Annotated in this window: 21 protein-coding genes and 3 pseudogenes; 9 read left to right on the forward strand and 15 right to left on the reverse strand. The window is 71.3% G+C overall.

From position 1 onward, the window contains the following. Positions 1 to 15: 15 nt before the first annotated feature. A complete protein-coding gene (locus G6R25_RS31300; RefSeq protein ID WP_473246883.1) occupies positions 16 to 108 on the reverse strand; it encodes a hypothetical protein in 93 nt (30 codons plus the stop codon). 17 nt (positions 109 to 125) lie between these two features. Then, on the reverse strand, positions 126 to 347 hold the full coding sequence (locus tag G6R25_RS26510; RefSeq protein ID WP_235947804.1) for a type II toxin-antitoxin system HicB family antitoxin: 222 nt from the start codon (positions 345 to 347) through the stop codon (positions 126 to 128). A gap of 771 nt (positions 348 to 1118) precedes the next feature. On the opposite strand from G6R25_RS26510, the gene G6R25_RS08200 reads away from it, so the two are divergent. The 3 genes and pseudogenes from G6R25_RS08200 (at position 1119) to G6R25_RS08205 (ending at position 4107) form a co-directional block, all read left to right on the forward strand. After that, positions 1119 to 1982, forward strand: coding sequence for a hypothetical protein (locus G6R25_RS08200; protein WP_163552489.1), 864 nt, complete (start codon positions 1119 to 1121; stop codon positions 1980 to 1982). 81 nt (positions 1983 to 2063) lie between these two features. After that, a pseudogene (locus G6R25_RS30235) lies at positions 2064 to 2228 on the forward strand (toll/interleukin-1 receptor domain-containing protein); the annotation flags it as partial. 31 nt (positions 2229 to 2259) lie between these two features. Next, the gene (locus G6R25_RS08205; protein ID WP_163552490.1) at positions 2260 to 4107 is read left to right on the forward strand and encodes a tetratricopeptide repeat protein; all 1848 of its coding nucleotides are present in this window, start codon (positions 2260 to 2262) and stop codon (positions 4105 to 4107) included. A gap of 69 nt (positions 4108 to 4176) precedes the next feature. Here the strand turns inward: G6R25_RS08205 and G6R25_RS08210 are convergent, their stop codons facing one another. Beyond that, complete coding sequence (locus G6R25_RS08210) at positions 4177 to 4749, reverse strand: hypothetical protein (RefSeq protein WP_163552491.1); 573 nt, start codon at positions 4747 to 4749, stop codon at positions 4177 to 4179. A 95-nt stretch (positions 4750 to 4844) separates the two neighbouring features. Here G6R25_RS08210 and G6R25_RS08215 point away from each other — a divergent pair, with 95 nt between their 5' ends. From G6R25_RS08215 to G6R25_RS08225, 3 genes are all read left to right on the forward strand, one after another. Then, positions 4845 to 5474: a GNAT family N-acetyltransferase gene (locus G6R25_RS08215; RefSeq protein ID WP_235825899.1), complete on the forward strand. Its 630-nt coding sequence runs from the start codon at positions 4845 to 4847 to the stop codon at positions 5472 to 5474. A gap of 786 nt (positions 5475 to 6260) precedes the next feature. Next, the gene (locus G6R25_RS08220; protein ID WP_163552492.1) at positions 6261 to 7469 is read left to right on the forward strand and encodes a DUF1003 domain-containing protein; all 1209 of its coding nucleotides are present in this window, start codon (positions 6261 to 6263) and stop codon (positions 7467 to 7469) included. A 41-nt stretch (positions 7470 to 7510) separates the two neighbouring features. Further along, positions 7511 to 9403, forward strand: a complete 1893-nt coding sequence (locus G6R25_RS08225) for a D-alanyl-D-alanine carboxypeptidase family protein (protein ID WP_235947806.1) — start codon at positions 7511 to 7513, stop codon at positions 9401 to 9403. Between the two features lie 104 nt (positions 9404 to 9507). On the opposite strand, the pseudogene G6R25_RS08230 reads toward G6R25_RS08225, so the two are convergent. From G6R25_RS08230 to G6R25_RS08240, 3 genes and pseudogenes are all read right to left on the reverse strand, one after another. Continuing rightward, a pseudogene (locus tag G6R25_RS08230) lies at positions 9508 to 10326 on the reverse strand (YihY/virulence factor BrkB family protein); the annotation flags it as partial. Between the two features lie 30 nt (positions 10327 to 10356). Beyond that, complete coding sequence (locus tag G6R25_RS08235; RefSeq protein WP_163552493.1) at positions 10357 to 11025, reverse strand: 2'-5' RNA ligase family protein; 669 nt, start codon at positions 11023 to 11025, stop codon at positions 10357 to 10359. A gap of 298 nt (positions 11026 to 11323) precedes the next feature. Beyond that, positions 11324 to 12220, reverse strand: a complete 897-nt coding sequence (locus G6R25_RS08240; RefSeq protein WP_163552502.1) for a serine hydrolase domain-containing protein — start codon at positions 12218 to 12220, stop codon at positions 11324 to 11326. Between the two features lie 148 nt (positions 12221 to 12368). Between G6R25_RS08240 and G6R25_RS08245 the strand changes: the two genes are divergently transcribed. Continuing rightward, positions 12369 to 13745 (forward strand): NAD(P)/FAD-dependent oxidoreductase, encoded by a 1377-nt coding sequence (locus G6R25_RS08245; protein ID WP_163552494.1) that lies wholly within the window; start codon positions 12369 to 12371, stop codon positions 13743 to 13745. Here the strand turns inward: G6R25_RS08245 and G6R25_RS26515 are convergent. After that, a complete protein-coding gene (locus tag G6R25_RS26515; protein ID WP_235947810.1) occupies positions 13714 to 14475 on the reverse strand; it encodes a DUF3017 domain-containing protein in 762 nt (253 codons plus the stop codon). The two genes, G6R25_RS08245 and G6R25_RS26515, sit on opposite strands and share 32 nt — an antisense overlap. Before the next feature lie 385 nt (positions 14476 to 14860). On the opposite strand from G6R25_RS26515, the gene G6R25_RS08255 reads away from it, so the two are divergent. Then, positions 14861 to 15223 (forward strand): helix-turn-helix domain-containing protein, encoded by a 363-nt coding sequence (locus G6R25_RS08255; RefSeq protein ID WP_235947812.1) that lies wholly within the window; start codon positions 14861 to 14863, stop codon positions 15221 to 15223. A 191-nt stretch (positions 15224 to 15414) separates the two neighbouring features. After that, positions 15415 to 15738, forward strand: coding sequence for a hypothetical protein (locus G6R25_RS08260; protein ID WP_163552495.1), 324 nt, complete (start codon positions 15415 to 15417; stop codon positions 15736 to 15738). 360 nt (positions 15739 to 16098) lie between these two features. Here the strand turns inward: G6R25_RS08260 and purH are convergent, their stop codons facing one another. The 8 genes and pseudogenes from purH to G6R25_RS26525 all read right to left on the reverse strand — a co-directional run bounded on the left by purH (position 16099) and on the right by G6R25_RS26525 (position 24523). Next, positions 16099 to 17745: a bifunctional phosphoribosylaminoimidazolecarboxamide formyltransferase/IMP cyclohydrolase gene (purH, locus tag G6R25_RS08265; protein WP_163552496.1), complete on the reverse strand. Its 1647-nt coding sequence runs from the start codon at positions 17743 to 17745 to the stop codon at positions 16099 to 16101. Next, a complete protein-coding gene (purN, locus tag G6R25_RS08270; RefSeq protein ID WP_163552497.1) occupies positions 17742 to 18407 on the reverse strand; it encodes a phosphoribosylglycinamide formyltransferase in 666 nt (221 codons plus the stop codon). Before purN ends, purH begins: the two co-directional genes overlap by 4 nt. A gap of 875 nt (positions 18408 to 19282) precedes the next feature. Beyond that, positions 19283 to 20275: a cell division protein PerM gene (locus tag G6R25_RS08275; RefSeq protein ID WP_235947815.1), complete on the reverse strand. Its 993-nt coding sequence runs from the start codon at positions 20273 to 20275 to the stop codon at positions 19283 to 19285. A gap of 109 nt (positions 20276 to 20384) precedes the next feature. Continuing rightward, a pseudogene (locus G6R25_RS29565) lies at positions 20385 to 20654 on the reverse strand (DUF6350 family protein); the annotation flags it as partial. Positions 20655 to 20813: 159 nt separating this feature from the next. Continuing rightward, positions 20814 to 21593, reverse strand: coding sequence for a hypothetical protein (locus tag G6R25_RS08280; RefSeq protein WP_163552498.1), 780 nt, complete (start codon positions 21591 to 21593; stop codon positions 20814 to 20816). Between the two features lie 190 nt (positions 21594 to 21783). Beyond that, complete coding sequence (gene sucD / locus G6R25_RS08285) at positions 21784 to 22656, reverse strand: succinate--CoA ligase subunit alpha (RefSeq protein ID WP_136448601.1); 873 nt, start codon at positions 22654 to 22656, stop codon at positions 21784 to 21786. Between the two features lie 24 nt (positions 22657 to 22680). Next, on the reverse strand, positions 22681 to 23847 hold the full coding sequence (gene sucC / locus G6R25_RS08290; RefSeq protein ID WP_163552499.1) for an ADP-forming succinate--CoA ligase subunit beta: 1167 nt from the start codon (positions 23845 to 23847) through the stop codon (positions 22681 to 22683). 448 nt (positions 23848 to 24295) lie between these two features. After that, a complete protein-coding gene (locus tag G6R25_RS26525; RefSeq protein WP_235826230.1) occupies positions 24296 to 24523 on the reverse strand; it encodes a DUF4190 domain-containing protein in 228 nt (75 codons plus the stop codon). Positions 24524 to 24944: the final 421 nt, after the last annotated feature.

Raw genomic sequence — 24944 nt, forward strand, 5'->3', positions numbered from 1 at the left:
TCATAAGTGAATGTTCTACAAGTTCGGCCAGATCGCCCAGGTCCACACCCCGACCGCGATCAGGAACCAGGAGGCGCGCTTCGACAGAGTCACCCACCCAGCTTGCACCCGGGATCGGCCCAAGCTCAGGTGAGCAACGTCCTAAGCTCCTCCGCCTCGATGCCCGCCTCTTCGCCCCGGAGACCCGGGGCAGGGCAGGCTGTCACGCCGGGCAGGCGGATGTCCAACGCAGCGACGATGGGGCCATCCGTGGCGGTCATCGGGAGAGGCTGGTCCTCGAAGTACAGCTCCAACGCCTCGCGGAGATTCGCCAGCGACTCGTCGACGCTGGCTCCCTGACTGGTCACCTCGACTTCCACGGCCCGCGCCACGTACCACTCGCCCCCGTGCGGACAGCCGTCAGCCGCGCCGCTCGCTCCATGGCGATCAGCTCAGCCACACCAGCCGCACTTTGCGAAGCGCTCATCGCCTGCTGAGCGCCAAATCTCGGTCGTGTCGCTCTATCGGTACGCCCAGCGTCCCGGTCGATCCACTACGTGCTTCTCGAACGAGCCCGTCGGACCGGCGTGCCGATCCGAATCGCGGTCGATGTCCGGCCGGTATAGTTCACCTCTGGCGAGTATCGCCATAAAGCAGTGATAACGTGCGTGCCGGGGGGCTGCATGACGTCGCGAGGATTTTCCACACAGCGTTACCGATGCCTTCTGCTCACCGCGCTCCTTCCCGTGGCGCTTGCCGCATGTTCGGGATTGTCGTCGGGTTCCGCGGGGGCGCCATCGGCATCCGCTCACACCACACCGGCAAGAGCGTCGGAACCGGCGGGTCAATCCTTGCCTGCCGACACCGTCGCGCCGAGTCCGGGACACCTCACGCCGACCGATGCCGCACCCTCAGCCGGCTCCGACTGGTCACCGCCCGCCACGTCTCCCGCCACGTCCGACTCCCCTCCCCCTTCCCCTTCCTGGTCCCCGCACGTTCCCCGACAGGACGTCGGCTCCCCGCCGGGGGCCAGTTCGACACATCACGGTGCGCCGACGCTTGGCCCGGTCCGGCCGGCGTCCCCCGACCCAGTACGGGCTCGTTCGGCAGCGGGTGAGCCTTCCCCGACCGCGACACCGATGCCCGCGGCCGCCCACGGCCCCTCCCGGACGGCCGCCGACCAGCCCGTGGGGCAGGCGGCCGCCGGTGACCAGGCCGTACCGGCACGCAGCCGAGCCGAGCTCGCCACGCCGTCCCCGGGTACCCCCAGCGTCCTCAACGCCCACGATCTTCCGCCCGCGGGAGTCGATCTCAGCCTGGGCACCGCCATCGGCGGCGACTTCCCCCTCTGCCGGGAACTCGCAGAGGAGTACAGCGGGCCGGGCCCGGTCATCCTCGTCAACGGGGTGGACCGCAACGGTGCGGACCTGGGACTCCTGCGGAAATACCAGTTCTGCCCGGTCGGGTTCGATCCAGGCACACGGTTGGCCATCGCGGTAACCGCGTCCTCCGGCGAGGTGGCACAAAGCGCCGAGATCTGCATGGTCTGTGACTCCCCGACGGACGCCAGGCTGCTGAACGCGCTGTACTGGACACCCTTTCTCGGAACCCCGGCCGGCAGGTACACCGTCGCGGCGACCGACGGCCGCCAGGTCTGGCAGACCGTGTTCACCCTGCTCCCGGGATCCGCCAGCCCACTCATGGTCATCCGCGACTACAACAACGACCTACATCCCGGCGACGAGGCCGTGGTGGAACTCGCCGGTTTCAGGCCGGGGGACCAGGTGGCGATCGACTTCTATTACGCCAGCGATCCGTCGGCGAAGAGCGAGTATCGGACGAGCGTCGTCGTGCAGACGGATGACCAGGGAAACGCACGGTACCGGCTGGCCACCGACGCGGATGATCCCCGGGGCGGATGGGCCATACTGGCCCGATCTGTGGGGGGTTTCTCGCAACAGCCGCCGCTCGGCAACGACAGGGCGCAGTTCAACCTGGGATGACCGGTCACGAGAGCGCACGTGGGCCTGGCCTCGGGAGAAGGCCCTCGGCGGGACATGAAGGACCCTCGGCAGGACATGAAGATGGGTACGACACAGCGCCGGTCTGTTGAGCCTGCCGGCACGAATGACGTGGACGTCTTCGTCTCGCACGTGGCGGACGACGCGCCGTGGGCCACGTGGGTCGCGGCCGTCCTCGAGGGCCGGGGACTGTCAGCGCGGGTGCTCGCCTGGGACCTGGCTCCCGGCGCCAATTACGTGGTGTGGACGAACCCCCCAGATGGCGGCCGCCCGGCTCACCATGGTGATCTCCTCTGCGGCCTACTTCGACACTCCGTGGAGCTCGCAGGTGTGGGCAGGGGCGTTGGTGTCCCGGTCCGTGATCCCGCTGCGGGTGGAGGCGTGTCCGCTGCCCGACGTGCTGGCGACGATCGTCCACGTCGACCTGTTCGACGTGGACGAGGCCGAGGCACGACGCCGTGTTCTCATCGCCGCCGGCGTCGAGACGGTCGCGCGGGTCGCGACGAGCGGCTTCCCGAAGGATCAAAGCATCGCCGGAGTCGACGCCAGGGAGTTCCCGGGCGCCCCGCCGCCGTCCGAGGTCGCAACGTCGACCGCCGAGGCCGGATCGTCACCCCCCGACGCTCCGCCGGCGCCGACGAACGCACCCACCAGCGGTTCGCCCCACGCTGACGCCGCCCGGTCCCGGCGGCGGCTGCCGCGGGCCGATCTGACCCCGCCGACTCGGCGGGTGCTCATCGTGACCGTCGGTGTCGCGATCGTTGTCGCCGGTGTCCTCGCGGGCGTACTGATGATCCGGGGCAACTCCGACCGGGCGCCGTCCGCCCGGATGGTCGGCGATCTCCGGGTCGCCGTCACCGCGTTCGACGAGGTCGACGAGGTCGGCCGGCGCCATCCGTCGGCCTCGACGACCGACGCGGCCACGTTGGTCGCGGACGAGATGGCGCGCAGCCTCCAGCCTGTCCAGCAGTCACTCGCAGTCCAGGTCTGGGGACCGCCGAAGATCGGACGATCACCCTCCAGTGGCGGCGACCAGGCTGGTTGGGCGGATCAGGTGGTCCGCAGGAGCAACGCGAACATCGTGGTGCGGGGCGTCCTGCGGGCGGCCGGGACCGACCGCGTCGTGTTCACCCCGGAGTTCTTCGTCGACCGGAGCCTCGTCCCCGGAGCCGAGGAACTCGCCGGGTACTACCAGTTCGGCGCGCCCGTCGAGGCTCCCGCCGGGCTGGCCAACAATCCGGTCTTCCATCGTGAGATACGCACAGTTCTCGCCGCCCGTGCCGGTGCCCTGGCCTGGTTCGTCCTCGGCGTCGGGCACTACGCGCTGGGCCACTACGACGAGGCCACCGCCGACCTGCGGAAGGCCGCGGACCTACCCGGCTGGCAGGACACCGACGGCAAGGAGATCCTTTACCTGTTCCTCGGCAACGCCGCAAGCAAGGCGGGTCGATACGATGAGGCGATCGGCTGGTTTGGCCGGGCGGCCGACATCAATCCGAGGTTCGGCCGTGCCCATACCGGCTCCGCCGAGGCCCTCTTTCACCGGTCCCGCGGACAGTGCACGCCCGACACGGTGAAAGTCAACGATCTGCACCGGTCGATCGACGTCTACCGACTGGCAGCAGGCGAGGTGGCCCCACCGTACGCAAGGCTCACGAGAAGCAAGATCGACCTTGGCCTCGGGCGGGTCTATGCGTGCCTGAGCCAGGCGGCCATGAGCGCGGACTGGGACGCGGCCCGGCAGCATTTCCATCTCGCCATCGACGAGGGAACGGGGGATCCCGCCGGCCGGGTCGTGCAGTTGGAGGCGTGGGCGGGCCTTGGACTCGTCGAGCTGCCACCGCGGGGGGTCGCCGATCCGGCGGCCTATCAGCGGGCCATCAACGCGTATCGCAACGCCGTCGCCCTCGCGGACGACTGCCCTATGCGCAACGCCCAGCTGCTGAGCCTGCTCGGCCAGGTCCAGTACAGCAGCGGTGACCGTACCGGTGCGCGGCAGTCATTCGACAAGGCCGCGGACGCTGATCCGAAGAACGGTGCCCGTTACCGGGCCGAATTCGCGAACCTGTCGAGCCCTACCCCGTCCCCGTCGCCGCCGCCGGCCTGACGCGGCGTGCGCCCGGCTCTCGGTTGGCCCGCGCACGGGCCCCGACCAGACGGGTAGATGTCCGACGGCTTAGGTGCGTAGCTGCTGGCGGGGGCCGGCGAACGTGCGGATGACCTCGCCCAGCGCGGTGTCGGGCGGGTAGGCCGAGGGGTCGACCGCGGCGGCGGAACCGTCGCCGGCCGCGCCGAACCGAATCGCCCACAGCATCGTCTCCGCGACCGGCAGGAGGGCGACGACGGTGTCGTTGTCGTCCTCCATCTGGGAGGTCAACCAGCCGATCCGGTCAGACTGCAGGGCGCAGACGAAGGTGACCGCGCCCGCGCCGCTGACGGGACCGGAACGCAGCTGCGCCCGCTGGCTCGCGACGCCGAGAGCGGCGCCGAGCCGCTCGGCGATCCGTTCGCGTTCGTACAGCTGGGCGTCCTGCGCCAGCCGGACGATGACGCCGTGCAGCTCCCGCTCGCAGTGCACCTGCGGCTCGATCGCGACGTCCTCGCCGAAGTACCAGGACAGGACCTCGGGCAGCACAGCCCGCAGGTCCGCCGGAGCCGGCTGCACCATGGCGAGCCCCGGGTACTGCGGGGACCAGGCCGACCACGCCGGGCCGTCCTGCCGCACGATGAGTGTGACGGATCTACCCACGATGGATCATCTCCAGCGAACTCCTCCGCCGTCCCGCCGCTTTGATCAGTATCCGCGCTCACAGGGCCGCCTGGGAGGCGTTTGAGCTAAAGGTCGTGCCGATTACGCCCAACACCACCCTTTCCCCGCGCAACAACCCCGCCGGCGGCCGCGCCCATCACGCGATGTCGCCGCCACGACAGGAGGAGTCGACCACCGTGACGGACGGCATCCATGGCCGGCGTATCCGGCCCGACGAGGGGCCGCTGCTGCGCCGGCTGCGGCTGGCTGCGCTCGCCGACTCGCCCGCCGCGTTCTGGCAGACCCTGGGGGCAGCGCGTACATTGCCGGCGGCCGACTGGGCACGGCGCGCCGAGGGCGGGGCGGACTCCCCCGCGGACCTGGTGGCGCTCGTGGAGCGGGCCGGCGAGGCGGTCGGCATGGTGCAGGGGTTCACCCCGACCGGCCGGCCCTGGTTACGCGAGCTGGGTGCCATGTGGGTGACGCCCGCGGCCCGCGGCACCGGCGCCGCGGACGTCCTGTTGGCGGCCGCGGTGACCTGGGCCGCGCAGGCCGGCGCCGAGGCGGTGAAGCTGTGGGTGGCCCCCGCGAACCGGCCGGCTCGGCGGCTGTACACCCGCACCGGCTTCGTCGTCCTCGGTGGTCCGCGGCCGATCACGGACGATCCGTCGGTCAAGACGTTCGTTCCGATGCTGCTCCCGCTCCACCCGCCCCAGCGGCGATGACGTCGTGGACGAAGGAGAGCTTCGCCTGGACGGCGGGCGTCAGCACGAACGGCTAGTCGAAGCCAAGCGGTGCCTCGCATCCGCGGCCTACCGGCACCAACGGCACCAACCGGCCAGGGCGGACACCCGGACACACCATCTCGACTCGCCACACCGATGGTGACCAGCCGGCGACCCGGCCAGGATGGCGTATTGCCGACTCGGCCGACCGGGCGCCGCAGGTGACCTCTTCGCGACAGAGGTCACGGATACCCCGGTTGGTCCGGTTACGAATTGGACAGTTATCCTTGACGCGTCCCCGGAAAATCCTCCACGGAGGACCAACGCGAGGAGGTGGCCGCTGTGAGTCCTGGCGGGTGCTCCAGTAAAGGCCGCTTCCTGCTAGTGGACGCCAGCCGGCGATGAGCTCCGGCCGGAGCGCGCCAGGCGCGCCCGGCCCGCGTCCACGAACCCGGGGTTGACGACTCCCGGGGCACTGCTCTGCAGTCCGGCCCTGGTCCGGCCTCGGCCCCCGTGCGGAACGACGGGTGGTCGGCCGCCGCTTCCTCGGCCCGGGGTGATGCTTTCCGATCCCTCCGCGGCCTGGCTGGCGCGTCTCTGCGTCAGGATGCCGGTGTCCGGATCCGCGTGGCCGCTCGGCCACCGGGCCTGACCGGGCAGTGCACGAGCAGGTGCGGTCGATTGATGTCGTGTCGACCTGAGGCCGCCGTGGCGACGACGCGTGCGGCCTGCTCGAGAAGCGCGTGCCAACCGGCCATGGCCGTTGCGCGCGGGTGGGGAGCTTCCATGACCATCTCAGCATCGCGAACGACGGACCGTCGAGGTCTGGGCACCGAACGTCTCGACCTGCCGGTCTCCGGTCGGGTCGCGCTACTTACGCGGGTTGACCGGGAGACGGTCAGCCGCTCGGCGGAGACCATCGCCCGATTCCTCGGTACCGGGCGTTATCTCACCATCCAGACCGGCATCGTCATCGTCTGGATCGCCCTGAACATCGCGCTGCCGCTGATGCGCTGGGATCCCTACCCGTTCATCCTGCTGAACCTGGCCTTCTCGACGCAGGCCGCCTACGCGGCACCCCTGATCCTGCTCGCCCAGAACCGCCAGGACGATCGTGACCGGGCCTCCCTCACCGAGGACCGGGCTGTCGCCGGCCGGATGCGCGAAAACACGGAGTTCCTGACCCGCGAGGTCGCGGCCCTGCGCCTCGCCCAGAGCGAGGCGGCGACCCGCCAGTACGTCCGGGGGGAGCTGGCCGGCCAGCTGGAGGCACTGCGAGGAGATCTCACCAGCCTGCTCCGGGAGGCCGTCGAGATCCCGCGTCAGCCGCAGGCCACCCATCGCTCGGGCGCATCGGGCCAGCCCGACCCGCATGACCACCCCGCCCGCGGGACAGGTCCCACCTACGCCGCCGACGAAGCCGGCCTCGCTCGTGCCAAGACGCCGAAGCATCCCAAGGGGGCCAAGCGCGCCCGGCCTGCGAAGGTCACGGCGGCGAACGCATCCCTTGACGCCGCGATCGACAGGAGTTCGTCAGCCGACGGGCTGTCTGCTGACGGGCTGTCTGCTGACGGGTCACCGGCAGACACGGCGGCCCCCGGAACCGCGAGCGAGGATGCCGCTTCCCCCGTCGGAGTCAGCCAGGCCAGGCACGCCAGTGGTATCTCCCGGTCCGATGAAACCGAGCCGGGCGCCGCCAGCTCCGGGCCGACGCCGGCGCACCTCGTCGCGAGCGCGATCAAGAGCACCCACCCCGCCCTGCCGACGATCGTCGGCGCGCCGGCGGGGGCCGACCCAGCAGACCCGGACGCAGCCAGGGCGGACACGGGCACCAGCGGCACCAGTGGCACCGCGACCCATCGGACTCCCCGGGCGGCGCCGGGCCGCGGACATCATCGTTCCCCGCTGCACGCCGGATCGGCCCGTCGATCGGCCGAACGCTCAAAATCGGGTGATTCGCCCACGGCGGACACCTCCGCGCGACACGTCTCGTGACCGCCCGCGCTGAAGCGGGCCAAGCCAGTAGCGTTCGGTAGGTGCGTGCCGGCCGGTCGTGTCGCTCCCGTCCAACCCTGCCAGCGGAGTTCGGGACCGCCTGCCAGCTACGCACAATCGCCGTCCAGGAGGCGGCCCCGCCCCACGGCGGTGGTAGCTCCGCGCACCGCGTCCGCCCGCGGGCTCGGCGGGCCCTGATCCTCACCGTCACCGCCATGGGGCTGCTGTTCGCTCCCGCGGCGTGGTTCGCCCCGGCCCTGGCCGCCACCATGGCCGCCATGCCAGCGGCTCCCGATGCGGGTGGCCAGGCCATCGGAAGTGCTCAGGCCGGTGCCGGTGCTGTCGCCGGCGCGGAAGCAGGCGGCCAGTCGGGCCCGGCGGCCGCGCCCGCTCCGGCGCCCGGAGGCTCCCCAGCCCCCCCGGCACCTGCGGGGCTGGCCGCGCAGGCCTGGCTGGTCGCGGACGCCGGCAGCGGCGCCATCCTCGCCGCCTCCCGCCCGCACGCACAAGATCTTCCGGCCAGCACCATGAAGATCCTCACCGCGTTGACCGTGCTCCCCGGCCTGCCGCCGGACCGGGTCATCACCATCGACGATAATCCGCCCCGCGTGGACGGCACCAAGGTCGGCCTGGTGCCCGGCGTCGGCTACACCGTTCGGGACCTGGCAACCGCCATGATGATCTCCAGTGGCAACGACGCGACGGTAGCCCTCGTCGAAGCCAGCGGCGGCGCCGCGGCGGTCCTGCACCGGATGAACGCGCTGGCCAAGTCGCTGGGTGCGCGCGAAACCGTCGCGGGCGATCCGACCGGACTGGACAGTCCTGGGCAGGTCACCAGCGTGTACGACCTGGCCGTACTCGGCCGCGCCGCGCTCAACGACCCCAGCGTGCGGGGATACCTCACCATCCCGCAGGCATCCCTCGCCGGGCGCGGCGACCAGCGCTTCGAGATCCAGAACCACAACTCGCTGCTTCGCACCTACGACGGCGCCATCGGGGTGAAGAACGGATACACGGTGGCGGCCGGCGCGACGTTCGTCGGGGCCGCCACCCGCGGCGGTCGGACGGTCATCGTCGCGTTGCTGCGCGCGGCCCCCGCCTACGGTGTCGACGCCCGCGCCCTGCTCGACTGGGGATTCGCGCATGCCGACCAGGTGACGCCGATCGGCTACCTGCCGAACTCCGCCAGGGCCGGAGCCGGGGACGCAGCCCGGCCCACCGCCGCCGCACAGGCGGTCGCCAGGCCAGCCGCAGCGCCTGGCCACCGGGCGGCGAACCACGCTGGCGGTCTCATCACCGGCATCGGCCCGATGACCTGGGGCGCACTCGGGTTCACCGTAGGAGCCTGCATCGTAACCGTCCTCATGCGGCGCGCGGCCCGCCGGCATCGCCGACGCCCTGGGCTCGGCCAGACGGTGGTGGGAACCTCGCCGGCTGGGCCGCCGGCCCACGCCGTGCGTCGGCTCGGCGCACGGCCACGCCGGCTCGTACCCCCTCAGCCCGCCTCGCCGGAGGTCTCCGACGGGTGGCGCCGACGCAGCAATGCCCGCAGCCTGGCGATCAGCGTCGCCTCCGAACTGGTGGTCACGGACCCGACGGAGACATCGACAGGCCCGGTCCGGCTACCGGGCACCGCCGACTGGACCGGCTCGAGAGGCATCGAGTCCAGCTCGGGCCCGTTCGAATCTGACCCGTTCGAATCTGACCCGTTCGGACCTGACGCGTTCGGACCTGACGCCTTCGACGGCGACAGGTTCGGCCCGGACGAGCTCGACGCCGTGGAGCGGGACGAGCCCGACGCGGGCCGTTTCGCCGGCGACGGGTCCAACCGGAGCGGGTCCGGCGTGGCAGTGCCCCGGGCGGATGGGGAGTCGGCGCCGTGGGAGTCGGCGGACCGTGGGGCGTCCCGGTTCGGCGACGCATTCGGCCGCTGAGCCTCGAGGGGGGAGGCCGTACCGGAGGGGTAGACGTCCGAGTCGTAGGGCGCGGTCACCGTCCAGGCGGCGACGAACAGCGTCCACCGCATCACAATGTTGATCCAGATGAGCAGTCCGACGATGACCGCGAACGTGCCGTAGACCGGGTTGCCCGTGGTCTGGCCGACCAGCCAGGTCCCCACGACCTTGAGGATCTCCAGCCCGACAGCGCCGAGGACTGCGCCGCGCACCGACCGGCTCCGGTCGGTCTGCTGCGGCAACCGCCAGAACAGGTAGAGAAAGACCGCGGTGTCAATCCCAAGGGCGACGAGCAGGGCCAGGATACCGGTGACCCAGGCGGCGGCCGTACTTCCGGACAGCCCGATCCAGTCCAGGAACGTCCCGGTCGCCGAGATCGACAGGCTGGTGACCACGAGCGAGGTCAACAGGGTAAGCCCGAGGCCGGCGAGGACGGAGATGTCGCGCAACCGCCGCTTGATGATGTTGCCGACGTCGATGTCCTGGTGCCAGATCACCCGCAGCGCGTCACGCAACGCGTCGATCCAGGCGAGGCCGGCGAGTAGCAGCCCGAGTAGACCGATGATGCCGACACCGACCTTGGCGTTCCCGATCGATGTGATGTCGAGCTTGTCCGCCAGCCCCGGCAGGTAGTCGTTGATCTTCCTGGTCAGGCTGTCCTGGACGGCCGGGTAGGCGTCGACCACGAACCCGGTGACCGCAAAGGCGAGCGCGATGATCGGGAAGAAGGACAGGAAGGCGAAGTACGTCGCCGACGCCGCCAGCCGGTCGCCGCTGTCCGCCGTGTACCGGGAATACGCCCGGATAATGTGGTCCAGAAATGGACGTTTCGCCCTTACCGTCCCGGCCGTGTCGGAAACGCTGCCGACTCCGGCCCGAACCGCCTCACGAGGTCTTGTCACACCCGTCGATGTCCCCCCGGCGACGCCCAGTCATTCCCGTGAACCGATATCTGCGCGTCGCCCTCCGTCGCCATTCTGTTCGGATTCGTCCCCCTGCTGATCGAAGGGGAAGAAGCGTATTTGCCGCCAGCGTAGGTCGCCCCCTCTTTCGTAGAGACCGAATCCCCGCACGTCGAACTCCGCCTGGTAGTCGGCCAGTGCCTCGTAGGCGCGGTCGAGGCCGTCCTCGGCGATGTCGTGAGCCACGGTGACATGTGGGTGGTACGGAAAGTTCAGTGGCCGTTCCAGCGGGCCGGATCGCACCGCCGCCGCCAGCGTCGCGCAGCGGGCCTCACCGGCGACAAGAGCGACGAAGATAACCGGCGAAAGTGGGCGAAACGTCCCCGAGCCCCGCAAACGAATCGTGAACGGATCGTTAGGACGGGCAGTGTGCGCCAGATGACGCTCGATCGCCGGCAGGTCGGCCAGACTTACCGTCGTCGGCCCGAGTAGGGTGACATGCGGAATGATCAAGGCGGCGTTGGGATCCCCGAGCCGCTCACGCCAATCCTGGAGCTCGGTCCGGTAGGGCTCCGGAATGCCGATCGCCACACCTATGTCGGCCAGATCCGCCGCGCGAGCAGCGCCGACCGCGGGCGCCCCTTCGACGCGTACTCGGGGCTCGACGCCGACTCCTGGCTCGAGCGGCCTTTCAGTCATGCGCGACCGACACTGCGGCACATGCGGCACCTCGACCGAAGATCGTAACTCTCGGTACTCGTGGCACTCCATCACCGGGTCGATGACCGGCCGTCGGGATCGGTGTCGCCGAGGAAAGCATGCCGACATCATGGCCCACGGACCCCGCCTGTCTCCCGCGGACCAGAAGACCGCGGCCCGCGCACCCACAGACCAGGCCAAAACGGCGACAACCCGCCACACGGCAGAGGCGGATTGCAGAAGGATCCCGACAAGTGCAGCTCGGCCTGCGCCGCCCGCCCGGAGCCCCGCGGTCCGGTCATGCCCAGGGATTCACCACCTGGGGGCGGGCCTGCGCCAACACGTCATCCGACAGGGGTGGCCACAGATGCCGGGCCCAATCACCGAAGTCTCGATCACACAGTGTGACGCATGCGAGTCGGGCGATCGGGTCCACCCAGACGAACGTGCCGGACTGGCCGAAGTGGCCGAAGGTCACCGGTGCATTCGTGCTGCCCGTCCAGTGCGGGTTCTTGCGACCGCGGATCTCACATCCCAGCCCCCAGTCGTTCGGGTCCTGGCGGCCGAAGCCCGGTAGCACACCCGCCAGCCCCGGGAAGGCAACCGACGTGGCGGTGGCGAACGTCTCGGCCGACACGAGGGTGGGAGCGAGCAGCTCGGCGGCGAAGCCACGCAGGTCGGCGAGGGTCGCCGTCACCGCGTGGGCCGCCGAGCCGGTGAGGCTGGCCCCACTCATCCCCAGCGGCTCGAACACGGCCTCGGCGAGGTAGTCGGCGAAGGCGATCCCCGTCGCCTCGGTGACCGCCTCGGCCAATCGGTCGAAGCCGGCGTTGGAATAGATCCGGCGGGTGCCCGGCGCGGCAAGGACCTTGTCGCCTTCGAACGCCAGCCCGGAGGCGTGGGCGAGCAGGTGCGCCACGGTGGATGACTCGGGACCGGCCGAGTCGGCCAGCCCGATCGCGCCCTCCTCCACGGCGATGAGCACCGCGTATGCGCTGAGCAACTTCGACACCGAGGCGAGCCGGAACGGATGATCGTCCGGCCCTGTCTGGCCGAGCTCCCGGACCACCCCGGCGGGCCTCACCCGCCCGACATCCTCGGCGCCAGCCTCGGCGGCGGAAGCGTCGTCCAGACCGAGGACCGTGACCGCCACCGTCCTGACCGGCCACTGCGAAACCTGCTCCAGCGCATCCACGCCACTCACTGTACGAACTCTGCGCCCGGGTCCGCTGCGGACGGACCTGGACGGACCGGACGGGCCCGGCGCACAAGCGAGCCGGGCCGACAGCGGGCACCGGGGGCGCTGGCGCACCATCACCTGGTCGGCTGCGAGACTGACGGGCGTGCAGACCCCGTCCCCAGCGCCCATCCCATCCGGCCCACGCCCCATCCCGGCGGGACCAGCGAAGGACATCGACACGATCACGACGGCGACCCCGATCGTGCGCGTCGACGAGTCGGCGGATCTGCACACCCACACGATCGACGTACTCGTCGTCGGCGGCGGTCCGGCCGGCTGCGCGGCGGCGCTGGCAGCCCTGCGGGAACGCCCCGATGCCAGCGTCGTCATCGCGGACGCCGCGGCGTTCCCCCGGGACAAGACGTGCGGCGACGGAATCGCCCCGCACGGACTGGACGTGCTACGCGACCTCGGCGTCACCGACGCCGTCGCCGGCTACCGGCCGGTCGACCGGATGCGGCTGCGCACGCCGGGCGGCGCCGAGGTGGCCACCCCGTCGGCCCGGGCCAGCTACGTGGTGCCCCGGGAGATCTTCGATGCCCGTCTCATGGCCGCAGCCCAAGCCCGCGGCGCCCACCTGGTGCGACGCCGGATCCGGACCCTGGAGCTCACCGACCGGCCGCGGCCCGACGGACGCGGGCGCGAACCGGTGGTCGTCGTCAACGGCGCGCTGACGGCCCGGGTCGTCATCGGCGCGGACGGCGCGAACTCGGTCGTGCGACGCGGGCTGAACCTTGCGGCCAACCCGCCGGAAGCGATGGCGATCGCGGTGCGGGCGTATGCCGACCTTCCCTCCGACGGGCGTCCGCTCGAGCAGCTCATCCACATGACCGACGACGGCTGGCCGACCTACGCGTGGTCGTTCCCGATCGGCGACGGCCGGGCGAACATCGGCTACGGCATGCTGCGCTCCCGCCTGACCGGCGGCGACGACGGGACGAGCGCGAAGACGGTCCTGCACCGCACCCTGGACCGAATGCTGCCGCACACGCCGGCGGATCCGACCACGCTGCGGGCCCACCTTCTGCCCCTGTCGACTCATCGGCCGCGCCAGCCCAACGGCCCGGTACTCCTCGTCGGCGACGCAGCCTCGCTGATCAACCCGCTGACCGGGGAGGGCATCTACTACGCGCTGCTGTCCGGTTCCCTGGCCGGACAGGCGGCGGCCGGGGGGACGAACCCCACCGGTGCCGGCCGGCGGTACCGGCGCTCGCTCGACGCCGAGCTCGGTCGACACCTGCGGCACACCTCGCTGCTCGCCGGCCTCGTCGGCCGGCGCCGCACGGTGATGGACGCCGCGGTGCGGGCCGCTCGCACCCGTACCGAGCTCTACGACACCCTCGTCGAGATCGGGCTGGGCCGGGGCACCATCCCGGCCAGCTCCCTCACCCGACTCGCCGTACGGCGCACCATGGCCGGGCGGCGCCGACCGCGGCCGTCCCCACCCGTCAAGGTCCCGGGTAGGGCACCGCCGAGGTGAGCGTGATCACCGACGCCCCGAGCAGCAACAAGATCACGGTGTCGAACACCCGCCCGCGCACGGCGAGCAGGCCGACCAGCCGCGTCGGCAGCGCGAGGCGGGCGAGTCCTGCCAGGGCCAGCACAACCCCGATCACCAGCATTCCACGGCGCCACCGGTCCTGGTAGACGAGCACAAACCCGACCGCGACGCCGACCAGCACCGACGCGAACACCATTTCGCGCTGCAGCCAGCGGACGACCCCGGACCGGCCGGCCCCGGCCGCCTGGGCGACCGCAGGCCCGCCGGCTCCCGCCGCGCGCCGGGCAGACGGCCGCCGGTCCACGGCGGGACCCCGCGCCCCGAGCCGTGGGCGCGTGTCGACCTCACGGGCCGCACTGCGCCACTCCTCGCCCTGGGGCGGGCCGCCACGAGTCGTGCGGGTGGACGCCGGGTCCGTCGGCGGCACCGGCGGCGCGAGTCGGTCATCCAGGCGGCGCAGCTCGCGGTGCCGGTCAGCGTCGCTGCGGTCGCACTCGTCCGGGTACCACGGTCGCGGCCGGGAACGTGCCGAGCGGTGCCCCGCCGCCGCTCCCTGCCGGCCGGGTCCTGCGCCCGAGCCGCCCCGCGCATCCCCCCGGCCCCCGGACTCCCCGGGCTCGCCCCTGCCGGCAGCCTCATTCCAGCCCACATCGCCAGGCTGGCCGGCACCGGGCCGGGGCCGGTCGCAGCGGCGTGACCCGTCGGTCACCCCCACCTCCGGCGCCGGTCAGGATCGTTTCGGACGGGCCTGCCGTGCTGAGCTTGGCGATGTGCCGCCGTCGCCGACGGTCCCACCCCGCGACAGGACGGTGCAGAGCACTCATCCAACCAGTACGACCGGATCCTCAGCACACACGGTAGGCCGTGCCCAGGCCATCCACCGCCCGCTCGCCCAGTTGGAGTGTCCCGATCGTCGGAAAGTCACCTGTTACTGACCCTCGACCGGGGATCACCGCCCAAGGACTTGTCCCGGCCAAACGCTGGCAGTCGCCAGTGGACCTGTCGGGTGTCGGCACGGGGGACGGGCCCGGGCAGGTCAGGGACAGAGGTCTTTGAGGGACAGAGGTCTTTGAGGGAAGCGAGGTTTGCGAAAAGTGGACGGGCCGAGTCTGCGGATTGAGATCACCGGCGAGGCGGGCCTCGGGACGGCGGCCCGGGACTGGACTGCCGAACTCCGCGTCCCCGACCCACCCGATCTCACCCGCCGCGAATGGGACGTGCTGCGCGCGCTGTCCCGGCCGGCCGGCGCACCGGGTGCCTTCGTCATCCCGTCGTCCACCCGCGAGGTGGCCGAGAATCTCGTCGTCACCGAGGGCGCGGTCAAGCAGCACCTGTTGTGGCTCTACCGCAAGTTCGACATCGCGCCGGGACCCAACCGGCGGGGACGGTTGGCGAACGAGGTGATGCGCCTCGGGATCGTGCGTCCGGACGCGGTGGAGCCGGCGCAGTACTCCTGACGTCCGCACTCGCGACGCCCGCGAGCAGCACGCATCAACGATGCCGACCACTTTATCACATGCCAGGGGTATACCTGCCGTCGCCCCATCCGGACACATCGGGAACACAATGCTTAACACCCCCACCTGTGAGCGTCGCACGCACTTAGGGCAGACTTCCGGCCGCGGTGCCCATTTGGAGGGAATTCGACGTGGCAGAGGAATCACCCCACAGCAAGAAGCTGCAGGAACTGATGTTCAGGGCCTGGGAGACCTTCGGCGACGCCCGACATCTGGACAGCGACGACAGGGTGTTCGTCCAGGCGTTGGCGCGGCAGACGGCCGACCGGATCTCGGTGCTGTACGGCGCAAGCTGGCGCGACGCCCTGGACTGGGGGGCGCAACGTTACGTGCCCAACGGCGACCAGCCAGGCGGGACTGCGGCGGCGGCGGGTGCGCCGACGGCCACCACTGCGAACGGCAGCACGAGCGGCCGGCGAGGCTCGGCTGCCGCGGAGGCAAACGCCGCGTCGTGAAGCGGTGGAACCGGGCGGCGCGACGCGCCGCTGGGCGGCGCCACCGACGAGTCAGCCCGGGGCCGATCCGCGCCGGGAGCTGATGCGCATCCGCCCGACTCGCCGGGAACGCGGGACCCTGGAGGTCTCTCACCTCCGCCGGTCGGACCAGACCCACCACCGCCGTCCGACCGGCCGGATGGCCCGCAGCCGCAACCGCCGCTGCGGGCCGATCCCTCGTTCCCGGGCCGGCCGGCCATCGAGCCGGAGCACCCTCGGCCGGTGCCTGCGGCGCGTTGGGCCCCTCGACGGTTCCGCTGAGCCTGCCCGCCGGCTGCCCGGTCACTGCGACCGGTGGCCCGGTGCGACCGGTGGCCCGGATCAGTGCGCGAAGTGGCGCACCCCGCTGAAGTAGAGCGTCACGCCGGCCTCCTGAGCGGCGGCGATGACAAGTCCGTCTCGCACCGATCCGCCCGGCTCGACCACGGCCCGAACCCCGGCCTCGGCGAGGACCTCGAACCCGTCCGGAAACGGGAAGTAGGCGTCGCTGGCCGCTACCGCGCCTTTGGCCCGGTCCGCCGCCCTGGTCACCGCGAGTCGTGCCGCGTCGACCCGGTTGACCTGTCCCATCCCGACACCCACGGTGGCGCCGTCACCGGCAAGCAGGATTGCGTTGGACTTGACCGCACGCACCGCACGCCAGGCGAAGCGCAGGTCGGCCAGCAGGGCTTCGTCTGCGGGAGACCCCGCCTCCAACGTCCACCCCGACGGCTCGTCGCCCGGTTCCTCGACCGCGTCCCGCGACTGCAGCAGCAGGCCGCCGCTGACCTGCCGCAGCTCGATCCCGCGCTGATGCGCAGGCGCGGGGCACTCCAGCAGCCGGATCGACGGCTTGCGGGCGAGGATCTCCGCGGCGCCTGGCTCGTAGGCCGGCGCCACGACGACTTCGGTGAAAATCTCTGCGATCTGCTCCGCGAGCTCCACCGAGACCGGCCGGTTGGTGGCGATCACTCCGCCGAACGCGGAGACCGGGTCGCAGGCGTGCGCCTTGCGGTGGGCCTCGGCGATCGTCGCGCCGATTGCGATGCCACACGGGTTGGCATGCTTGATCACGGCGACCGCGGGCTCGGTGAAGTCATACACCGCGCGGCGGGCCGCGTCGGTGTCGGTGTAGTTGTTGTACGACATCTGCTTGCCGTGTAGCTGCCGAGCCGTGGCGAGGCCCGGCTGCCCCTCGGCACCTGCCTCGATGTAGAGCGCGGCCCGCTGGTGCGGGTTCTCGCCGTAGCGCAACACGTCCGAACGGTGCCACTGCGCGGACAGCAGGTCGGGCCAGCCGGTCTCCCGGGCGACCTCGTCGGGGGCGACGACCGCGGCGAACCACGAGGACACGGCGACGTCGTAGGCGGCGGTGTGGGCGAACGCCTTCGCCGCGAGGCGGCGCCGCGCCGGCAGATCGTAGCCCGGACCGCGGACCGCCTCGGCCAGCTCGGCGTACTCGCCCGGAGCGACGACCACCGCGACCGACGCATGGTTCTTCGCCGCCGCGCGGATCATCGCCGGGCCACCGATGTCGATCTGCTCGATCGCCTCGTCCTCGCTCGCGCCGCCGGCCACCGTCGCGGCGAACGGGTAGAGGTTGACCACAACCAGATCGAACGGAGCGATGTCGAGCTCGGCCAGCACGGCCGCGTGCTCGGCGTTACGCAGGTCCGCGAGCAGACCGGCATGGACATGCGGGTGCAGCGTCTTGACCCGCCCGCCGAGCACCTCGGGGAAGCCGGTGACGGTGCTGACCGGGGTCACCGCCAGACCATGGCTGGCCAGCACGTCCGCGGTCGACCCGGTGGAGACGACCTCGACCCCCGCGGCCAGGAAGGCCGCGGCGAGGATGTCGAGCCCACTCTTGTCATAGACGCTGACGAGCGCCCGGCGCAGCGGCCGACACCCGGTGGGGATCACCTCAGCAGACTTTGATCCCCGGGCGGCGCCGCTCGTGCCCGCCGCATCTTCGCCCGATGACGTCATGATTCCTCCTGGACGTGAGCCTCTGCCGGTACCTGAACCTCGACCGGCGCGCGCAAGCCGGGGGCGCGCCGGTGTCCGGCCGGAACCGCCTGAGCGCTCCCCGACCGCACGATCTCGCCGATCGTCGCGACGAACAGCCCTCGCTCGACGCCCTGGATCCGGGCGCGAAGAGTCTGCTCGGTGTCGTCCGGCTCGACCGACACCGGACGCTGGGCGATGATCGGCCCGGTGTCGACCCCCTCGTCGACCCAGTGCACCGTCACACCGCTGACCTTCACCCCAGCAGCGAGCGCGTCGCGGACGGCGGCGGCACCCGGGAAGGCGGGCAGCAGCGAAGGATGGGTGTTGACCGTCCGGAATCGACCGACAACCCGTCGACCAAGGATCTTCATGTAGCCCGCCAGGAGGAGCAGATCGGGCTCGAAGCCGGCGATCCGCTCGGCGGTCGCCACGTTGAACGCCGCTCGGTCGGGATGATCCTCGAGCCGGACGGTGAACACATCGATGCCGCTGGCCCGGGCTCGCCGCTCCGCCCCGGTATCGTGGCGATCGGTGCCGACTGCCACGACGGTCGCGCCGAACTCGGGATCCGCGGTCGCGTCGAGAATCGCCTGCAGGGTGGTTCCCGCGCCCGAGGCGAGTACGACGAGGCGAGCAGACACAACACACTCCGTAACCAGAATTGGCCAGCCAGACGAACCCGGGCCGGACGCCCCCAAGCGACCAGACCACCGGCGAGCCCACAGGCGCCAGCATGACGGCAGCCGCCGCACGCTGGCCGCCACAACCACTGCGCGACGCTTGCGCCTCGACCGGCGAAGGACGACCCATCCGACTGTACTGACTGGACCACCGTCGCCGCGCGGACAGCCCAGCGGGCACCTTGCCGCCCCGCTCACGCTGCCTGGACCCACCCGGTGACGAACTCGGCCAGCTGCGCCTCGATGGCCGTGGCGGACGGGACATCGCCCCCGCGGTGGAGGCGAGCGGCGCGGCCATGGAGAGCAGCTCCGCCAGCCGGTCGTCGTAGCCACCCGTGCCCGCCGCGCACGAGCAATCCGCGGTGAGCCGGTCGCCCGGGCCGTCCGAACCCGCATCGAGCTCGCCGAAGTCGGGCCCGTCGAGCAGATCGCCGGGCCGGCACAGGTACAGCTCGGCCAGCCGGGACAGCACCGTGGCCGAGGGCGCCCGGCCGCCCTTTCCCGGCCAGCTCTCCCAATATGACCAGGTCTTACCGGTCTTGGCCGGTCCCCGCTCCGGCCATCGCTCGTTCCATCGGCGCGCCGCCTCCTCCTGAGTCCAGCCATGGGCGAGACGGAACGCCACCAACGCCGCGAGCCGATGCCGCGCCTGGAGCCTTCGGGCGATGCGACGATAGGACCAGCCGAGTGCCCGCAGGTTCCTGGCCTCGACTCGAATGTGGGCGACCACGACCGGCACGACGACCTCCGTAAGGATGATCCAACGCCGGCACCCTAACCCACGCCACGGACATTTTCCGGCGGCGATCAGACCGGCCGGAGCCGACCGCTGCGACTTACTGGGAACGCCGCGACGGTCTCGCCGAGAGACCGGAGCCGAGCAACGGCATCCGCCGCCGCCAGAACGACGGTTCCGCGTCCTCGGCCAGGAACGGCCGCTCGGCGCGCCGGGCGGCGAGATCGATGCCGCCGAGCAACAGCAGACCCACGGCGGCGACCTCGCCCCCGGCGATCAGCCCGCACACCCAGCCGGCGGTCGGTCCGTAATGGCTGTCGACCCCACCGACCCGCCCGATCGACGCCTGGATCGCCAGCCCGGTGAGCAGACCGCACGTCACGCCCGCAACCAACACGGTCGCGAGCCGGTCCCGCGACCGGCTCCCGGCGGTGGCCCGGTTGACCATCGCCACCAGCACGATGCCCGCGACAATCGGCACCAGGGCGAGGACGAGCCAGCCGGGCCGCGGCAGCGCATTCGGGGGCAGCGCCGCCAGTACCGGCAGGTCGGGCAGGTCCGCGGGATGGACCGTGTCGACCCGGACCAGGCCGGGCCCGGTCCGGAAACCGGGACCGAGGGCGTAAGCCAGGCCCCACAGCATCAGGTTGGGGACCAGCGCAAGCTGCGTGGCCGCGAGCCCGATCCCACCGAGCACCCCGACGTCGAGCGACCGCTCCGCCCCGGCCACCTCGGGCAACGTGGCGGCAAGCACCAGGGCGACACCGAAGGCGGCGATGGCGATAAGCGATGCGAACGCACCCGCCCCGCACAGCATCGAACTGCGCAGCATCACGGGCAGCGTTCGCCAGGCGGTCCGCAGCCGGTGCCGGCCGGCGAGGGTGCCAAGCAGCGCAGCGGGCAGACCGAGCGCGACCGTACCCAGCGCCGCGGACAGCAGGGTCGGCCGGGCCGGCCCGGAGCGCACGACGAGCACGACGAGCACGACGAACAGCGTCTGCGCACCGACAACGCCAAGGACGTCGGCCACCACCGCCCCCCAGGGGACACCGTTGGGCGCGCCGCGCTGGCTCCGGTTGTCGGCCCCGCCCACCGCGCCGGAGTCGGCGAGACCGGCGCAGCGTGGGGTGAGCTGGCGCGGGTACGGCCGCCGCCCGCCGGTGCGCGGCGCTGAGCGCCGCGGCCAGGGGAAACAGCGCGAGCCCGAGCGGCCGGAAGGCGATCACCCCGTCCGGCAGCCGCAGCGTCGTGCCGTGGGCGACGAGCCACAGGTCGGTGCCGACACGCAGCGCCGCGGTGGGCCCGGTGGACGAACCGGTGTCCGCGCCCCACACGACCAGGACGATGAACTCGATGAAAACCAGCCCGGCCGCCGACGCGGCGATCGCCGCCACCGCCGGACGGCCGGCCCGCTGCCACAACCGGTCGAGGAGCTGGCCTGCGAGGCCGGGACGGTGGGGGATGGCGGGCACGCTAGGACGCTCGCACGCGCCTGCACGCCATCCCGGACAACACCCCGCTCGAAGCCCGGAAATGCCGGGAACATCCCGGCTGTCCGCACCGCCCGACCTTGATGGTCACCCGTTGCGTTCCGATGGGCTTTGACGCTCGCCGCTCACGCCGTCGACAAATTAACTGTCCGCCGGGGGCTGCTGACCGTAAGTACCCGGAGGCTGCGGCTGGCCGTAGCCAGGTGGCGGCTGCTGCTGGCCCCAATCCCCCTGTGGCTGGCCATAAGCAGGCGGCTGGCCGTAGCCACCTTGCTGGGGCTGGCTATAGCCCCCACCGGTGGGGGGCTGGCCGTAGCCCGGCGAGGGCTGGCCGTAGCCGGGCTGGCCGTAGCCGCCGGTCGGGGCGCCGTAGCCGGGCGTCGGCTGCTGGCCGTAGGGCTGGCCGTAGGGCTGGCCCGGCGGCGGCCAGGCTCCGGGCGCGCCCGGGCCACCCGCCCGGCCGCGGCCGGGGATGGTCGCACCGTTCACCAGCGCCGCCAGGACACCGAAGACCGTCTGGGCGATGGCGGCGATGAGCGCGAGGTAGAAGCCGTAGCTCGGCCCGGCATCCAGCCCTTTCGGCGCGTCGGGGAACCTGATCCACCGGATGAGCAGGAGCAGGCTGGCGAACGCCGAGGCACCGGGCATGATCCACAGGGCGGATACCGGACCGACGTCCGGGATGCGGAGGTTCGCGAACAGCCGCGCCACGAGCAGACCGGCCACCGCGAGCACCAGCAACACCGGGAACCAGGAGTTGAACCCGAGCCCCCAGCCGTTCTCGTGCACCTTCGTGCTGCGACCGAAGAACGAGTAGCTCACCGAGTACCACGGCAGGAAGCCCACGATGAACATGACCGCCCCGGATGCGATCACCCCGATGTCGTTGGTCGCGACGCTACGACCGCCGATCTGTGCCACGACGGGAACCCCACTTCGTCAGGTCGGTCGGCACGGCGACGCCAGTTCACCCACGCACCGAGCAGGAGTCTTGCAGCCGTGGGGAGATGAGGGAAGACACCAAGTGCCCTCAGTCCCGACAATCTGCGACCCCTGGACCGTCTCGATGATGAGCCACCGCAGGACGCGGGGGCTCATCATCTAAACAGGTCTACAACGACCGCATGATGTCAGCCATCAGGCGGGCCGTCTCGGACGGGGTCTTACCCACCCGCACACCGGCCTTCTCGAGGGCTTCCTTCTTCGCCTGCGCGGTTCCCGACGAACCGGACACGATAGCGCCTGCGTGGCCCATCGTCTTGCCCTCCGGGGCGGTGAAGCCGGCGACGTAGCCGACGACCGGCTTCGTCACGTGCGCCTCGATGTGCGCCGCGGCCCGCTCCTCGGCGTCCCCACCGATCTCACCGATCATCACGATGGCGTCGGTGCCCGGGTCGGCCTGGAAGGCGTCGAGGGCATCGATGTGGGTGGTGCCGATGACCGGGTCGCCACCGATGCCGACGCAGGTGGAGAAGCCGAACTCACGCAGCTCGTACATCATCTGGTAGGTCAGCGTGCCGCTCTTGCTGACCAGGCCGATGCGGCCGCCGGGGGTGATGTCGGCCGGGATGATGCCCGCGTTGGACAGGCCGGGGCTGGCGATGCCCGGGCAGTTCGGCCCGATGATCCGGGTCGTGCCCTTGGACTGGCTGTACGCCCAGAACTCGGTCGTGTCGTGGACCGGCACGCCCTCAGTGATGACCACCGCGAGCCCGATGGCCGCGTCGATCGCCTCGATCGCCGCGTCCTTGGTGAACTTCGGCGGCACGAAGATGACCGAGACGTTCGCGCCGGCCTGCTCGATCGCGTCGGCGACGGTGCCGAACACCGGCACGCCCTCGACCTGCTGGCCGACCTTGCGCGGGTTCACCCCGGCGACGACGTTCGTGCCCGCGGCGAGCATCCGCCTGGTGTGCTTGGTGCCCTCCGAGCCGGTGATGCCCTGCACCACGACCCGGCTGTTCTCGTCAAGCCAGATAGCCATCGGTTCGCAATCCCTTCGCCCTGGTCAGGCCGCGGCCGCGGCGAGCTCGGCGGCGAGCTTCGCCGCGCCGTCCATCGTGTCGACCGGCTTGACCACCGGGAGGTTCGCCTCCTTGAGGATGCGACGGCCCTCCTCGGCGTTGTTGCCGTCGAGGCGCACCACCAGCGGGGTGGTGACGTCACCAACGATCTTCAGCGCCTGCACGATGCCGTTGGCCACGGCGTCGCACGAGGTGATGCCACCGAAGATGTTGACGAAGACGCTCTTGACCGCCGGGTCGCCGAGGATGATCGACAGGCCGTTCGCCATCACCTCGGCGGATGCGCCACCACCGATGTCGAGGAAGTTCGCCGGCCGCTTGCCGCCGAACTCCTCGCCCGCGTAGGTCACCACGTCCAGCGTCGACATGACCAGGCCGGCACCGTTTCCGATGATCCCGACCTCGCCCTCGAGCTTGACGTAGTTGAGGCCCTTCTCCTTGGCCTTCTGCTCCAGCGGGTCCACCGCGGAGACATCGACGAACGCCGCGTTCTCCGGGTGCCGGAAGTCGGCGTTCTCGTCGAGGCTGACCTTGCCGTCGAGCGCGATGACGCGACCCTCGGCGGTGAGGATGAGCGGGTTGACCTCAACCAGGGTGGCGTCGGACTTCACGAAGACGGTCCACAGCTTCGCCAGCAGCTCGGCGGCGCCGGCCAGCGCGGCCTCGGGCAGCTTGGCGGCCACCGCGATCTCGCGGGCCTTCGCGGCGTCGACGCCGGTCAGCGGGTCGATCGCGATCCGGGCGAGCGCGTCCGGGTTGGTCGCGGCCACCTCCTCGATCTCCATGCCGCCCTCACGGGACGCCATGGCGAGGAAGGTCCGGTTGGCCCGGTCCAGCAGGAAGGAGGCGTAGTACTCCTCCGCGATGTTGCTGGCTTCCTCGACGAGCACCGAGTGGACCGTATGGCCCTTGATGTCCATCCCGAGGATCGCTGTAGCCTTCGCGAAGGCGTCGTCCGGCCCGTCGGCCACCTTGACACCGCCGGCCTTGCCTCGGCCGCCGGCCTTGACCTGCGCCTTGACGACCACCTTGCCACCGAGTTCGGCGGCAATCGCGCGCGCCTCCTCAGGGGTGGTCGCCGTCTTCCCGGTGGGCACCGGAACGCCATGTTCGGCGAACAGCTTCTTCGCCTGGTATTCGAAGAGATCCACGGTCCGTCCAGTCGGATGCGGTCGTGCGGGTCGGGTTACGTAGGGGGGCACAGAACGCCTGCGAGCCTACTGACGAGGCGGTTACGGCGCGCGTCACGCGTAGTGCCACTGTGCACGCTCGGTGGCGGCGGCGAGCCCGTCGGCGGACCACCCGGCTCGGTGCCGCCGATGGTGCCATCGCCCGGGTACGGACGACCTCCTTCCCACGTCAGGCCCATCGATACAGGACAAATGAGGTGCACATCGCGCCCCGCGAGGCGCCGGCACGCCGCGCACGGCCGGATCAGGCGTACGAGCAAGGACGCTGAGCGTGACCACCAGACGCGGCACCGCGATCTCCCGTGTCCGAGGTCACGGAGTTGGCCATCGGATATATGTCAGAAATCACATCGGAACAACACCGATCGTGGTCGACCATCCGACTGCCTTAGCCGGATTGGCGGCGAATTCACCGCAGTGCGAGGACGATCAGCAAACTGACGACGGTGAGCCCGATTCCGGTCCAGCCCAATGCGATCCCGACGGCCGCGAGCCGCCGACCCCGCTGGTTGTGGCGACGAATCTGGGCCTGGGCGACCGAGCCGACGACGATCGCGGCCACGCTGCCGAGCCCGAACAGCCAGCTCAACGCCAGAACAACCGACAGCAGCGCCCGGCCGTTGAGGCCGTGCTCCACCGGAGTGGTAGGCGGGAACCTCCGAGGATCCCGACCATCCCCACCGGCCCCGCCACCCGACGTCACGGGACGGCGGTGCCCACGGTCGGCCGGCGCACTGACCGCTCCGCCCAGCGCCGACGCGGCCGGCCGCCGTTGAGGTGAGGCAGCCGACGGGATTGGGCTCGAAGAGGGAGCCGAACTCGCGGGCCTGATCCACGCCCGGAACTCCGACGCGTCCGGCGGCCGCGCCAACGGGGTCGGGTCCGGCGGCCGGATGGTTTCCTCCGCCTGGGCCTCCCGCGGCTGCAGGCGATTCTCGCGGGGCGCGGGACGGGACAGGAGTTCCGCGGGCCGTCTGTCGTCCACGGCCGGCGGGTCGGGCCGCGGGTCGGGCCGCAGCCGGACGGGCGCCCGTGAGTCCGGCTCGTCGATGTCGTAG

The organism is Candidatus Frankia alpina (assembly GCF_902806485.1).
GTDB lineage: Bacteria > Actinomycetota > Actinomycetes > Frankiales > Frankiaceae > Frankia > Frankia alpina.

Coding starts and splice junctions, on each gene's coding strand:
- G6R25_RS08200 (WP_163552489.1), top strand. CDS start 1,119: ATGCCCGCGGCCGCCCACGGCCCCTCCCGGACGGCCGCCGACCAGCCC.
- G6R25_RS08205 (WP_163552490.1), top strand. CDS start 2,260: ATGGCGGCCGCCCGGCTCACCATGGTGATCTCCTCTGCGGCCTACTTC.
- G6R25_RS08220 (WP_163552492.1), top strand. CDS start 6,261: ATGACCATCTCAGCATCGCGAACGACGGACCGTCGAGGTCTGGGCACC.
- G6R25_RS08235 (WP_163552493.1), bottom strand. CDS start 11,025: ATGACTGAAAGGCCGCTCGAGCCAGGAGTCGGCGTCGAGCCCCGAGTA.
- purH (WP_163552496.1), bottom strand. CDS start 17,745: ATGACGTCATCGGGCGAAGATGCGGCGGGCACGAGCGGCGCCGCCCGG.
- sucD (WP_136448601.1), bottom strand. CDS start 22,656: ATGGCTATCTGGCTTGACGAGAACAGCCGGGTCGTGGTGCAGGGCATC.